Source organism: Burkholderia sp. Se-20378, assembly GCF_017104665.1.
Classification (GTDB): Bacteria; Pseudomonadota; Gammaproteobacteria; order Burkholderiales; family Burkholderiaceae; genus Burkholderia; species Burkholderia lata.
In genome coordinates, this window is the sequence record NZ_JAAGPG010000244.1 from 1 (window position 1) to 12346 (window position 12346).

The 12346-nt window shown below is 67.7% G+C and carries 13 protein-coding genes; 7 read left to right on the forward strand and 6 right to left on the reverse strand.

Annotated elements, in window-relative coordinates:
* Positions 1–269 precede the first annotated feature (269 nt).
* Positions 270–863 (forward strand): TetR/AcrR family transcriptional regulator, encoded by a 594-nt coding sequence (locus tag G3N93_RS23120; RefSeq protein WP_174988449.1) that lies wholly within the window; start codon positions 270–272, stop codon positions 861–863.
* Between the two features lie 36 nt (positions 864–899).
* On the opposite strand, the gene G3N93_RS23125 is transcribed toward G3N93_RS23120, so the two are convergent.
* Positions 900–1367 (reverse strand): MarR family winged helix-turn-helix transcriptional regulator, encoded by a 468-nt coding sequence (locus G3N93_RS23125; protein ID WP_174938295.1) that lies wholly within the window; start codon positions 1365–1367, stop codon positions 900–902.
* A gap of 81 nt (positions 1368–1448) precedes the next feature.
* Here G3N93_RS23125 and G3N93_RS23130 point away from each other — a divergent pair, with 81 nt between their 5' ends.
* Positions 1449–1817, forward strand: coding sequence for a hypothetical protein (locus tag G3N93_RS23130; protein WP_011356150.1), 369 nt, complete (start codon positions 1449–1451; stop codon positions 1815–1817).
* Between the two features lie 88 nt (positions 1818–1905).
* On the forward strand, positions 1906–2523 hold the full coding sequence (locus G3N93_RS23135; protein ID WP_174938297.1) for a glutathione S-transferase family protein: 618 nt from the start codon (positions 1906–1908) through the stop codon (positions 2521–2523).
* Positions 2524–2650: 127 nt separating this feature from the next.
* Here G3N93_RS23135 and G3N93_RS23140 read toward each other — a convergent pair whose 3' ends face one another.
* The 4 genes from G3N93_RS23140 to G3N93_RS23155 all read right to left on the reverse strand — a co-directional run bounded on the left by G3N93_RS23140 (position 2651) and on the right by G3N93_RS23155 (position 6696).
* The gene (locus G3N93_RS23140; RefSeq protein ID WP_206134031.1) at positions 2651–3373 is read right to left on the reverse strand and encodes an HAD family hydrolase; all 723 of its coding nucleotides are present in this window, start codon (positions 3371–3373) and stop codon (positions 2651–2653) included.
* 22 nt (positions 3374–3395) lie between these two features.
* Positions 3396–4367 carry an ornithine cyclodeaminase family protein gene (locus G3N93_RS23145; RefSeq protein ID WP_206134032.1) on the reverse strand — a complete coding sequence of 324 codons (972 nt, stop codon included), beginning with the start codon at positions 4365–4367 and terminating at the stop codon, positions 3396–3398.
* Between the two features lie 109 nt (positions 4368–4476).
* Complete coding sequence (locus G3N93_RS23150; protein WP_206134033.1) at positions 4477–5607, reverse strand: DSD1 family PLP-dependent enzyme; 1131 nt, start codon at positions 5605–5607, stop codon at positions 4477–4479.
* 129 nt (positions 5608–5736) lie between these two features.
* The gene (locus G3N93_RS23155) at positions 5737–6696 is read right to left on the reverse strand and encodes a LysR family transcriptional regulator (RefSeq protein WP_374196501.1); all 960 of its coding nucleotides are present in this window, start codon (positions 6694–6696) and stop codon (positions 5737–5739) included.
* A 129-nt stretch (positions 6697–6825) separates the two neighbouring features.
* On the opposite strand from G3N93_RS23155, the gene G3N93_RS23160 reads away from it, so the two are divergent.
* The 3 genes from G3N93_RS23160 to G3N93_RS23170 all read left to right on the forward strand — a co-directional run bounded on the left by G3N93_RS23160 (position 6826) and on the right by G3N93_RS23170 (position 10528).
* Complete coding sequence (locus G3N93_RS23160) at positions 6826–7701, forward strand: LysR substrate-binding domain-containing protein (protein ID WP_174938306.1); 876 nt, start codon at positions 6826–6828, stop codon at positions 7699–7701.
* A 222-nt stretch (positions 7702–7923) separates the two neighbouring features.
* The gene (psrA, locus tag G3N93_RS23165) at positions 7924–9066 is read left to right on the forward strand and encodes an iron-containing alcohol dehydrogenase PsrA (protein WP_174988425.1); all 1143 of its coding nucleotides are present in this window, start codon (positions 7924–7926) and stop codon (positions 9064–9066) included.
* Positions 9067–9082: 16 nt separating this feature from the next.
* Positions 9083–10528, forward strand: coding sequence for an MFS transporter (locus G3N93_RS23170; protein WP_174938310.1), 1446 nt, complete (start codon positions 9083–9085; stop codon positions 10526–10528).
* A gap of 29 nt (positions 10529–10557) precedes the next feature.
* Here G3N93_RS23170 and G3N93_RS23175 read toward each other — a convergent pair whose 3' ends face one another.
* Complete coding sequence (locus G3N93_RS23175) at positions 10558–11472, reverse strand: NAD(P)/FAD-dependent oxidoreductase (protein WP_206134035.1); 915 nt, start codon at positions 11470–11472, stop codon at positions 10558–10560.
* 141 nt (positions 11473–11613) lie between these two features.
* Here G3N93_RS23175 and G3N93_RS23180 point away from each other — a divergent pair, with 141 nt between their 5' ends.
* Entirely contained in the window at positions 11614–12054 is a 441-nt protein-coding gene (locus G3N93_RS23180; RefSeq protein WP_206134036.1) for an Rrf2 family transcriptional regulator, read from the forward strand.
* The last annotated feature ends 292 nt before the right edge of the window (positions 12055–12346 follow it).

Consider the following 12346-nt stretch of genomic DNA (forward strand, 5'->3'; position numbering starts at 1 on the left):
CGAGCGTCGCGTCACCGCCGTCCTCCGCGAGCCGCGCGGCATCGCGCCCGATGCGGATCGCGCGCAGGCCGCGCCGCGCCAGTTCGGCGACGACAAACCGCCCGGTGTGACCCGTGGCGCCATAGACTGCAACCGTCATTCGATCATCCATGATCAACTCCGCTACAGAACGGTCTGTTTTATAGTGCAGACCTGTAGCGTCGTCAAGGACGCGATGCTATGATCGGATCACTGTTGCAGTAGTGGGCGGCCAGCAAGGCCGGGTCGGGATGAAAAAGGAAACAGGCATACCAGGGAACGCGCCCGATACGCGCGAACGCATTCTGCAAACGGCCAGCGAGCTGTTTTACCGGGAGGGCACGCGCGCGGTCGGCGTGGACCTGATCGTCGCGCAGGCGGGTGTGGCGAAGACGAGCCTTTATCGTCACTTCGCGACCAAGGACGACCTGATCGAAGCGTTCCTGCTGCGTGAGGATGCCGATTTCTGGGCGCATTGGGATGCGGTGGCCGCGCAGTACCGGCGCACGCCGCGCGAGGAACTGGATGCGCAACTGCAATGGATCGGCGAACGCATTGCGCGCCCCGGCTATCGCGGCTGTCCGCAGATCAACATCGCCGCCGAATACGCGGACGGCAACCATCCGGCCCGCAAGGTGGCCGTCGCGCACAAGCAGGAGTTGCGGCGCCGGCTGACCGAGCTGGCGGGGGCGATCGGCGTCGACGAACCGGAAACCTTCGCGTTGCGGCTCGCGACCGTCATCGACGGCGCGCTGAGCAGCGGGCAGGCGCTGCATGCGCACGGGCCCGTGGCCTTCCTGCAGGAAATCGCGCAGTTGCTGTTGCCGAAGAAGGGGCGGAAGTAAGCCTCCTTGCCGCTGCGATCCGCGCGCCGGTTGGGTTCAGCCGCGTTCAGCCGGATCGACCGACAACGCGCGCAACTGGCCGCGCAACTGATCGACTTCCCCCGGTGCGAACGGCCGTTCGATCTCGGCATGCGTCTGCTGCCACAGCGGAAACGCTTCGGCCAGCAAGTCATGGCCGGCCGGCGTCAGTTCGAGCAGGCGGCTGCGCCGGTCGTCCGGATCCTGCATGATCGTGACCAGGCCGCGCCGCTCGAGCGGCTTGAGCGCGGCCGTGAGCGTGGTGCGGTCCATCGCGAGCAGCGACGCGACCGATTTCATCGGCGCCGGCCGGGGCCGGTTCAGCGACATCAGCAGCGAAAACTGGCCGTTGGTGAGATCCAGCGGGCGCAGCACATCGTCGAAGATCCGCGCAAGATTGCGCGCCGCGCGCTGCATGTGCAGGCACAGGCAGCAATCGCGCACCATCAGCGTCGTTTCGAAAGGGAGCTTTTCTTTTCGTGCCATGTTGCAATTGTGTTGATATCAACCTATCTTGTCAAGGTCGAGGCGCGGCAGCCCGTCGCGTCCGTCACCGGAGGAGACAGCATGAGTGCTCAACAGCAGTTGTATCTCGCGGTATTTCTCGGGACCAAGGATAGCCCGGCGATGAAGGCCTGGATGGCGTTGCCGGACGAGGAGCGGCGCACGCGCGAGCGCGACGGCATTGCCGCCTGGCATGCCTGGGTCGACCGGCATCGCGACGCGATCGTCGAGATGGGCGGGCCGCTCGGCAAGACGAAGACCATCGATGCGGCCGGCGTCAAGGACACGGCGAACGCGATGAGCGGCTTTACCGTCGTGCGGGCGGCTTCGCACGAAGCCGCGGCCGCGCTGTTCGAAGGCCATCCGCATTTCACGCTGTTCCCGGGTGTGGCGATCGACGTGATGCCGGTGCTGGCGATTCCCGGCGCGTGAACGACACGCGAGGCCAGGCGTCGTGTATCGGCGATGCACCGTGGCCGGCATGCGGAAGTTTTCCCGACATTCTGGATGGAGACTGGCGATGAAGCTTTACGGATTTGCCGGCACCCGCTCGCAACGCGCGCTGTGGGGGCTGAAGGAGCTGGATGCCGATTTCGAGTTCATCTCGGTGAACCTGCTACAGGGCGAGCACAAGCGGCCCGAATTCCTGCGCCTCAATCCGGCCGGCAAGGTGCCCGTGCTGGTGGACGGCGACCTGGTGATTCCCGAGTCGGCCGCGATCGTGCTGTATCTCGCGGACAAGTACCCGGAGAAGGCGCTGCTGCCGGTCGATCCGGCGCTGCGGGCCGAGGCTTACCGGTGGGTCATGTTCGCGGTGACGGAGCTCGAGCAGCCGCTGTGGCGGATCACGCGGCACTCGTTCATCTATCCGCCGGAGAAGCGTTCGCCGGCCGATATCGAGCTGGCGCGCGAGGATTTCAGGACGATGGCCGCGATCCTCGACAAGCATCTCGAAGGGCGTGAGTTCATCGTTGGCGACACGCTGACGGTGGCCGATTGCGTGACCGCTTACCTGATCGACTGGGCGGGCGAGTGCAACCTGATCGAATCGTTTCCGCAATTGCGTGCGTATCTCGAACGGCTGTATGCGCGGCCGAAGGCGCCGCAGCGGATCGCGGACGCGCGCAAGGCGGCGTGAACGTGCGGCGGTCGGTCATGTGCGGCACGGGCATGGCCGACCGCTACGTGTGTGAGGGCGGCGAGCGGCAGTCTCGCCGCGTTCAAGGTGGCGAAGCGTGCGTCGCGAGCGCGGCGCACGCAAGCGCTCACGCGACGTCTTCAGGCCCGCCGAGCATGCGACACAGCGTCGACAGGTCGCTGAGCGTGAGGTGCGACGTCGCGGCCTGCTGCTGCGCACGCTCCGCTTCCGGATGCGTATCGCGAACGACCCATGCGGCCTGAAGCCCCGCGTTCAATGCGCCGACGACATCGAGGTGATAATCGTCGCCGACATGCAGCAGTTCCGCCGGCTGCACATCGAGCGTTTCCGCTGCCGCATGAAATATCCCGGGCTCCGGCTTCGCGACGCCGAACGCCTGCGCGCTGAGCGTCGCACGAAAGAATTCGCCGCCGCCGGTCAGCCGGAGATCCGCGTTGCCGTTGGTCACCGCGATCAGCGGAAACCGCGCGCTCAACCACGCGAGCGTCGGCAACGCATCGTCATAGAATTCGACCCGGTTGCGCGCGGCATAGAACGCTGCGTACGCACGGTCGGTGAGCGCGACATCTTCGTTCGCCCGCTCCAGTGCAAGCCTGATCGAGCCGATTCTCATCGCGCGGAAGTCGCCGGCAAGCTCTGGGCACAATCGTTCGTATTCCTCACGCAAGTCGCTCAGCGCCTGCTGCGTGGGCAGCACACGCTCGGTACCGGGCGCGTGCTCGATCAGCCACGTGCGAAGCGTCGCTTCGGCCCGTACGACGGACGGCCCGAACGGCCACAGGGTGTCGTCCAGGTCGAACGAGAGGGCGGAAACTTGGGTGAGGCGCATGGCGATTGACGGGGAGTTTCGTTTACCAGGGCCACGGAATGGAAATTCCGGTGCCGTTTTCGAGGGCCTGACGATACAGGAAGCGTGCGACGGTCAGGTCCTGAAGCGCGAGCCCGGTCATGTCGAAGACGGTGATCTCGTGCGGTGCGCGGTCGACCGTCGCGGTTCCGGCGAGGATGTCACCGATTTCCGTGCGTGGCAAATCCGGCGCCCACTGGCACTCGCCGATGCTGCGCGCCTGGTCGTGATCGTCCACGACGATGCGTGCGCGCTCCAGCACGCCGGCCGGAAGCTCGCGCTTGCCGGCGGTATCGGCGCCCACGCAGGTCAGGTGGGTGCCCGGCTGAACCGCCGCCGCATCGAACAGTGGGCCGCCGCCAGGTGTGGCCGTGATGACCACGTCGCTATTGGCCACCGCATCGTTCCGGTCGCGCGCCACGGCGATCGTGCATCGATCCCGGAAGGCCGATTCGAACACCGGATCCGGCTCGCCGCTGACGTTCACATATTGCACCGTGCACCGTTGCGGCAGCAGCCCGAGTGCGTAGTCGAGCTGGACGCGCGCCTGCACGCCCGTGCCGAACACGCAGATGCGCGTGCTGTCGCGACGCGCGAGCAGTTGCAGCCCGAGGCCGCCGGCGGCGCCGGTTCGCGCGGTGGTGATCGCATTGCCGTCCATGATGCACAGCGGTCGGCCCGTGGCCGGGTCGAACAGCGCGACGGTGGCCTGATGCGGTTCGCCGCCGAGCGCGCGGTTGCCGGGCCAGAACCCGGCCGCCTTGAAACCGAGCAGATCCTGATTCGCGACATCGCCCGACTTGATGCCGAACACGCCGCCGGTGTGCAGTTTCTCGCGGACCACCGGGAACACGCGTCCGGCCCGTTGACTGTGCAGCACGAAGGCTTCGCGGACCGCCGCCGTCACTTGCGCGGCCTGGAGGGCGGGGGCGACGGTATCGCGGTCGAGCAGCAGGAGTCGGGCGTCTGTCGGCATGGTCGGGCAAGCGCTTTCGGCGCCAGGCGAATCGAGGTGGTTTAAATTTTGTCCAGATTTGGATAAATAGTCAATAAATTGACGGAACGTCCCAGGCGCGCGGGTTCGCTCACCACCCGTAGAAGCGCGGCCACGTCTGCACGCCGCCGTCTTCGGCGATCGCCTGATATTCGGGATGCTGCGCGCCTGTGGCGCACGCGTGATTCGGCAGGACGCGCAGGCGGGTGCCGATCGGAAACCGTTGCGCGATGCCGGCGTCGGGCGAGCCCACGCGCGACACGATCCCGTGCTCCTGGTTGGCGGCGCTCATCACGTAGTCGCCGAGCACGTCGCCGTGTTCGGTGCAGACCTGCCCGTAACCGAAGTCGTGCGCCTGGCGCTGCGTGCCGCGGTCGCGGCTCATCGCCATCCAGCCTGCGTCGACGATCGCCCAGCCTTTCTCTTCCTGGTGCCCGATGACGGTGGTCAGCACCGACAGCGCGATGTCGGACAGGTCGCACACGCCGATGTTGTGCATCACGAGATCGAACATCACGTACACGCCCGCGCGCACTTCGGTGACGCCTTCGAGGTGTTCCGCCGCGAGGGCCGTGGGTGTCGAGCCGATGCTGACGACCGGGCAGGGCAGCCCGGCGGCCCGGAGGCGCTCCGCTGCCCGCACGGTGCGGCTGCGTTCCTGCTCGGCGATCGCCGCCAGCGCGTCGGGCGTGTCGTATTCGTAGCTGGAGCCCGCGTGCGCGAGCACTCCGCCGAGCACCATCCCGCCGTCGACCAGCGCGCGGCCCACGTCGATCAGCAGGTCGGCGTCGGGCGGAATCCCCGAGCGGTGGCCGTCGACGTCGACCTCGATCCACACGTCGAAGCGCTCGCCGTGCGCGCGCCCGAATTCGGCGATCGCGTGCGCGGCCGGCAGGCTGTCGGCGACCAGCTTCAGGTCGCAACCCTTCCGGCGCAGCGCGAGCGCCTGACCCAGCTTCGCGGGCACCATGCCGACCGCGTAGACGATGTCGCGGATACCGTGCGCGAAAAACTGCTCGGCTTCCTTGAGCGTCGACACCGTGATGCCCTGCGCGCCGGCCGCGAGCTGGGCATCGACGACGTGTGCGCATTTGGTGGTCTTGACGTGCGGCCGGAACCTGACGCCGAGCGCGTCCAGATGGGCCTGCATGCGGCCGATGTTGCGACGCATGCGGCCGACGTCGATCAGGGCGGCCGGGGTGTTGAGGGTTTGAAGGTCCACGATGCGTTGCCTCGGAGGGTTGCCGATGTGGACACTGTAGGCCCGCCGATGAGTCTCGGGTTTAACGCATCGCTAATCCGGCATTAAACGCAAATTAATCAGTCGGACCGCGTGTGGAATGTGACTCGGTCATGCGTTGCCGCGCCACGGCGGCGGGCTCAGGAACCGCGTCGCGGCTTCGAGAAACACCCGCTGCCGCGCGGAACGGCCGGTGCGCGACGGCAGCAGCGCCGTTACCGGCGCGGCCGGCAGGTGCCAGTCGGGCAGCAACCGGACGAGCTTGCCATTCGCCAGCAGCGGCGCGACGTCCCACTCGGAGCGCTCGACGATCCCGAGCCCGGCCAGCGCCCATTCCGTGATGACGGTGCCGTCGTTGGACGACAGCGCGCCGCTGACGCGGATCACGGCGGACCGGCGCGGTTCGCCCTTGACGTCGCCGCCTTGCGAGAAGCGCCAGCGCGGGATGTCCTCGTCGTTTTCGCGCAGGCACAGGCAGTCGTAGCGGGCCAGGTCGGACGGATGGTTCAGTTCCTTGATGCGACGGGCGTAGGCCGGGCTCGCGCACAGAAAGCGCTCGTTGGGCGCGAGCGGATACCCGATCCACGACGACGACTTGAGGCTGCCGACATGGACGACCACGTCGGCGCCCGATGCGCTGGTCAGCGGGCTCTCCGAAAGGTGGAGCGTGATGTCGAGCTTAGGATGCGCGCGCTGCACGTCGCGCACGATCCGCGCGACGTACTTGCGGCCGAAGCCGAGCGGCGCGACGACGCGCAGCGTGCCGCGCACGTCGCCGTGGTCGCCCGAAATGCTGACCGGCAGCGCCTCCACGCGCTCGAGGATGTCGACGGCTTCCTGGTACAGCCGTTGCCCTTCGTCGGTCAACGCGATCCCTTTCGGCTGCCGCACGGCGAGCCGTGCGTTCAATCGCGCTTCCATCCGCTGCAGGCGAATCGTGACGGCGGGCGGCGTGAGATCGAGCAGCCGCGCGGCCGAGGCCAGCGAGCGCGACGTACCGATCGCGCGGACGAGTCGAAGGTCGTCGAGGTCGAGCATTTCGTGTCTCTTAATGCTGATGATGCCGGGCATTAAACCGCATATCATGCGTCGCAGCCATCGAGGCAACAGGAATGCGCGTGTCACATTCGGCCGATACATTGGATTTCCCGATGTCTCCCGGCATTTGGCACGAAATTCCCGATCGATCGTTCGACCCTCATGACCCTGACCCAGCTTCGCAGCTTCATCGCCGTCGTCCAGCACGGCGGCTTTACCGCGGCCGCCCGCGCGCTGTCCACCAGCCAGACGACGATCACGTCGCAGATCCAGACCCTCGAACAGGAACACGGCGTCGAGCTGTTTCACCGGCGCGGGCGGCGCGTCGAACTGTCGGCGGTCGGCCTCGAATTCCTGCCGATCGCGCGCCGCATCTGCAGCGACGAGACCGACGCCGCCGCACTGCTGCGCGACAGCGGTGCGCTGCAGCGCGGCTCGCTGAAGATCGGCGCGGTCGGCCCGTTCCACGTGACGGAGATGATCGAGGCGTATCACGCGCTGCATCCGCACATGCACCTGTCGGTCGCGCTCGGCAATTCGGAAACCGTGCTGCGCGATCTCGACCAGTACGTGTGCGACGTCGGCGTGGTGGCCCGCGCGTTCGAGGACGCGCGCTACTTCACGCAGCGCTACGCGAGCTTTCCGGTGATCGCGTTCGTCCGGACGACCCATCCGTTCGCGAAGCGCGACGCGATCACGCTGCGCGAACTGGCCGGCGAGCCGCTGCTGATGCGCGAACCGGGCTCGACGACGCGCCGCGCGCTCGAAGATGCGATGGAGGCCGCCGGCCTGGTGCCGCGCATCGCGATGGACATCGGCAGCCGCGAGGCGCTGCGCGAGGCCGTCGCGCGCGGGCTCGGCGTCGGCACGGTGTCGCAGGCCGAATACGTGCCGGATGCGCGGCTGCGGCCGTTGCGTATCGACGGCGATCCGGTGGTGACCCATATCCACGTGTGCTGCCTGAGCGAGCGGCGCGAGAGCCGGCTGGTCGCGTCGTTTTTCGATGCAGTGGCGCGGTGCAGGCCGCTCGATGCATGAAGGCGGCCGGTCGCGCGCCGGGCCACGGCGGCGATCCATCGAAAATTTCGGTCGATCCATAGCCGATAACCGGGATTTTCGATCACGAACGCGTCATCGCGGATGCCTAACCTGATGCTCAACCCCATTCGATCCAGGTGTGAGCATGAATTTCGATGATCCGTTGATCCATGACATGATTCGTCATACTGATGATTGTGCGACGCTCGCGGGAGCCGCGGCATGAGCGGCTGGCGCTTCCACAATCCCGTGCGCATCCGCTTCGGCGTCGACGCGCTGGCCGGCGCGGGCGACGCGCTCGCCGGCCGCAGCTACGCGATCGTCACGTATCCCGACGCGGTGTTCGCGCGGCTCGCCGACCGGCTCGAAGCACAGCTCGGGCCGGCGCTCACGCGGATCGATTGCGTCGAGGCGAACCCGTCGGTGCCGATGCTGCGGCGTGCATGCGATCGGCTCGCCGCGCTGCCCGGCAAGCCGGACGTGCTGATCGCGCTCGGCGGCGGCTCGGTGATCGATTCGGCGAAAGTGCTCGCCGCCGAGCACGGCGACTTCGAGCGCGTGCTGCGCATCCTGTCGGGCGAGACCGACGCCGATCGCGACGACGCGGCGCGCCTCGCGCTGCCGATCGTCGCGATCCCGACCACGGCCGGCACTGGCAGTGAAGTGACGCACTGGGCGACCGTCTGGGATCCGCACAACGCACGCAAGCTGTCGCTGTCGCGGCCCGACCTCTATCCGGAAACGGTGATCGTCGATCCGCGCCTGATGGTCGGCCTGCCGATACAGCCGACGCTCGCGAGCGGCCTCGACGCGTTGTCGCATGCGCTCGAAAGCATCTGGAACATCCATGCGAACCCCGTCACGCGCGGCCTCGCGGTGCAGGCGGCGCGCGAGCTGATCAGCGGTCTCGGCCGCGTGAACGCGCATCCCGACGATCTCGGCGCCCGCAGCGACATGGCGCTCGGTGCGCTGCGCGCGGGGCTCGCGTTCTCGAATACGCACACGGCGCTCGCGCACAACATCTCGTATGCGATCACGCTCACGCGCGGCGTCGCGCACGGGATCGCGTGCTCGTTCTGTCTGCCGGCGGTGATGCAGGCGGCGCTCGGTGTCGACGATGCCTGCGACGCCGCGCTGCGCGAGATCTTCGGCGATACGGCGTCTGCACCCGCGCAGCTCGATGCGCTGCTCGACACGCTCGGTGTCGCGCGCCACCCGGCCGCGTACGGGATCGACGCGCACGAATGGGCGCGAATCGTGGATCACGCATTCGACGGCGCACGCGGCCGCAACTTCATCGGCACGCGCGCGCGCTTTCCGCATCTGGACTTCAGCCCGGAGCAGCCCGAACGGGCGCTTCACTGACGAGGAGCCACTCATCATGAAACCGTCTCACCCGATCGAAACGGATGCGCTCGCGCGTCTCGACAACCTGCCGTGGACGCGCTTCCACACGCTGATGCTGGTCGCGCTCGGCGTCGGCTGGGCGCTCGACTCATTTGAAACCAACATCATCGGCAGCGTGTTCGGCGTGCTCAAGTCGCACTGGCACCTGAGCGCCGCGCAGGGCTCGCTCGCGGTCAGCATCTGGGTGTTCGGGATGCTGGTCGGCGCGATCGCGTTCGGCTATCTCGCCGACCGCTACGGCCGCAAGCGCCTGTTTCTCGCGACGCTGCTCTGGTACGCGTTCTTCAGCGTCGCAACCGTGCTGTCGTGGAACTACGAATCGTTCCTGTTCTTCCGCGCGATGACGGCGCTGGCCGTCGGCGGCGAATATTCGGCGGTGACCGCGACGATGGGCGAATTCATTCCGAAGCGCCATCGCGGCCGCACCGACGCGCTGATCCTGTCGGGCTTTCCGGTCGGCGCGCTGCTGTCGGCGGCCGTGTCGTATCTCGTGCTGAACCAGTTGCCGGCCGAGTGGGCGTGGCGCGTGGGCTTCGGCCTCGGCACGACGATGGCGCTGGTGTTCTTCTGGATCCGCCGCGTGATTCCCGAGTCGCCGCGCTGGCTGATCCAGCAGGGGCGCGTGGCGGAAGCCGACGCGATCGTCGAGCAGGTCGTCGCGAGCGCGGCGCGCGATCCGCGTGCGCAGGCCGATCTCGCACTGCTGACGAAACGCTATGCGCCGACCCGCTTCGCGCACCAGGCGCCCGCGTTCTGGCGCAACGTCGGCGAGCTGTTCGGCGCGTATCGCGCGCGCTGCGCGCTCGCCGGGGCGCTGAACTTCTCGCAGGCGGCCGTCGTGTACGGCGTGCTGTCGCTGATGGCGCTCGTGATCCTGCCGTACATGAAGGTGCCGTCGACGGACATGCCGATCTACTACATGATCGGCAACGCGGCGGCGCTCGCGGGCGGCATCGTCGCGGCGGTGCTGGTCGAGGCGTGGGGGCGGCGCGCGTCGCTGTTCGTGAGCTACACGTTCACCGTCGCGGCGATCGTGTTCATCTACGCGATGCATGCACTGCCCGGCATGGTGCTCGGTTACTGCCTGATCCAGTTCGGCGTCACGTGGGCGTACATCTCGGGCTACGTCGTGTCGTCCGAGATCCTGCCGACGCGGATTCGCGCGACGGGGCTTGGCGTATCGGTCGCGATCGGCCGGCTCGGTGCGGTGGTCGCGCCGCTGATGCTGACGAACGTCTACACGATGTCCGGCTCGCCGTCGGCCGCGCTGATCGTGTTGCTCGTGCTCGCGTTGCCGGGGCCGCTCGCGGCCGGCCTGTGGTGGCTCAACGGGCGCGAAACGCGGCGGATTTCGCTCGAGGAGTGCAGCACGGAAGCCGACGCGCAGCCTGCGGTGGATGCCGCGCCGCGCGTGGCGTGACATCGCGTCACTGCCGGCTGCATGTCCGCTTATGCGTGCAGCCCCCAGATCAGCGACCGATGCGCGGCAACCCCGGCCATCACGCCCGACGCCGACGCGAACGTCGCATTGGTCATCGGTGTCGACGCGTCGCCGGCCACGAATACGCCGGCGACGCTCGCCTGCTTTCCCGCATCGACGCGCACGACCGGGCCGAGCGGGCCGTCGTCGAATGTACAGCCGAGCTGTTGCGCGAGATCGCTCGCCATCGCCGTACGCGCGCCGACGAACAGCGCATCGATCGGCACGACCTGCCCGTCGGCGAGCCGCAATGCTTCGATACGCGGCGCATCGCCGAGGATTTCCACGACGGGCGACCGCTCGATGCGCACGCCGCGCGCATCGAGCAACGCGGCTTCTTCTGGATTCGCTTCGGCCACGCCCTGCGTGAACCATGTCGTCGGGCCCCAGTCCGGAATCAGGATCGCCTGATGCACGGACAGCGGATGCGAGGCCAACACGCCGAGCTGCCGGCCGCTCACCTCGTACCCATGGCAATACGGACAATGCAGCACGCTGACACCCCAGCGTTCCGCAAGCCCCGGCAGTGCGGGCAACTCGTCACGGATACCGGTCGCGAGGATCAACCGGTCGGCGCTCGCCCGGCTGCCATCGGCCAGCGTCACGTGGAAGCGGCCGTCCGCATCGCGCTCGGCCGTGCGCACGTCGCCTGCGATTCGCTGCACGGTCGGATACGCGGCGAGCTGCGCAGCGGCTTCGTCGACGATCTGCGCGGGCGGCTTGCCGTCCTGCCCGAAAAAGCCGTGCGCGTGCGCGGCAAAGCGGTTGCGCGGCCGGCCGGCGTCGATCACGAGCACGCGGCGGCGCGCCCGCGCCAGCTGCATTGCCGCCGACAGCCCCGCAAAGCTGCCACCGATCACGATCACTTCTTGATGGTCATGCATGCACCCACTCCTTTCCTGAACCTGCGTGAATGACGGATGTGCCTCGATGGCGGCCAACTCATGAAACACGAGAAGTTGCATGATAGGGCGATGGTATCATTCACGCAACTTCAAAAGTTTCGAGAGAGGGGAGCGCCGCTCGTGAGAACCGACAGTCGTTTGTCGCGCATGCTGCATGCGTTGATCCACATGGACCAGGTCGACGGCCCGATGACGTCCGAAGCGATCGCGACGATGCTGTGCACGAACCCGGTCGTCGTGCGGCGCCTGCTCGGCGGCTTGCGCGACCGTGGCTACGTGCAGTCGGAGAAGGGGCATGGCGGCGGGTGGGTGCTGAGCGTCGCGCTCGACGACATCACGCTGCTCGACGTCTATCGCGCGGTGGGCGAGCCGCCGCTGTTCTCCGATCTCGTCACCGACGACGAGGCCGAATGCCTGGTCGAGCAGGCCGTCAATGCGCACCTGTCGGCCACGCTGAAGGAGGCCGAGACGACGCTGCTCGTCCGCTTCGGCGAAGTCACGCTCGGCATGCTGTCGCGCGAATTCGAAGCGAAGCACGCGAAGCGGCGCAAGCCGCGCTGACGCGCCGCAGCATCGCGGCCGGTCGCGCCTGACGCGCCATCCGGCACGGCCGAAAACGCTGCGCCGCGATGTTCTGTCCCCCAACTTCTGCCCGGTTCGCCCGCCACAGGGCAAAATACGGGTTTTCCGCACCCGCGAGGGCGCGACCGAATCACGCGCCGGGCGGCGGCAGTGCGCAATCCGCACGCCGCCGCCGGGCGCCCAGGCAAGATCGCTCGCCATGTCGCGAGCCCACAGGAGTCCAGACCCCATGCCCGAATCCAACCTGTCCTTCTTCGGCCGGCTGTCGCTG

What these genes read in the sequence shown, in the direction of transcription:
- G3N93_RS23120 (WP_174988449.1), top strand. Translation starts at nt 270, where the DNA reads ATGAAAAAGGAAACAGGCATACCAGGGAACGCGCCCGATACGCGCGAA.
- G3N93_RS23125 (WP_174938295.1), bottom strand. Translation starts at nt 1,367, where the DNA reads ATGGCACGAAAAGAAAAGCTCCCTTTCGAAACGACGCTGATGGTGCGC.
- G3N93_RS23130 (WP_011356150.1), top strand. Translation starts at nt 1,449, where the DNA reads ATGAGTGCTCAACAGCAGTTGTATCTCGCGGTATTTCTCGGGACCAAG.
- G3N93_RS23135 (WP_174938297.1), top strand. Translation starts at nt 1,906, where the DNA reads ATGAAGCTTTACGGATTTGCCGGCACCCGCTCGCAACGCGCGCTGTGG.
- G3N93_RS23140 (WP_206134031.1), bottom strand. Translation starts at nt 3,373, where the DNA reads ATGCGCCTCACCCAAGTTTCCGCCCTCTCGTTCGACCTGGACGACACC.
- G3N93_RS23145 (WP_206134032.1), bottom strand. Translation starts at nt 4,367, where the DNA reads ATGCCGACAGACGCCCGACTCCTGCTGCTCGACCGCGATACCGTCGCC.
- G3N93_RS23155 (WP_374196501.1), bottom strand. Translation starts at nt 6,696, where the DNA reads ATGCCCGGCATCATCAGCATTAAGAGACACGAAATGCTCGACCTCGAC.
- G3N93_RS23160 (WP_174938306.1), top strand. Translation starts at nt 6,826, where the DNA reads ATGACCCTGACCCAGCTTCGCAGCTTCATCGCCGTCGTCCAGCACGGC.
- psrA (WP_174988425.1), top strand. Translation starts at nt 7,924, where the DNA reads ATGAGCGGCTGGCGCTTCCACAATCCCGTGCGCATCCGCTTCGGCGTC.
- G3N93_RS23170 (WP_174938310.1), top strand. Translation starts at nt 9,083, where the DNA reads ATGAAACCGTCTCACCCGATCGAAACGGATGCGCTCGCGCGTCTCGAC.
- G3N93_RS23175 (WP_206134035.1), bottom strand. Translation starts at nt 11,472, where the DNA reads ATGCATGACCATCAAGAAGTGATCGTGATCGGTGGCAGCTTTGCGGGG.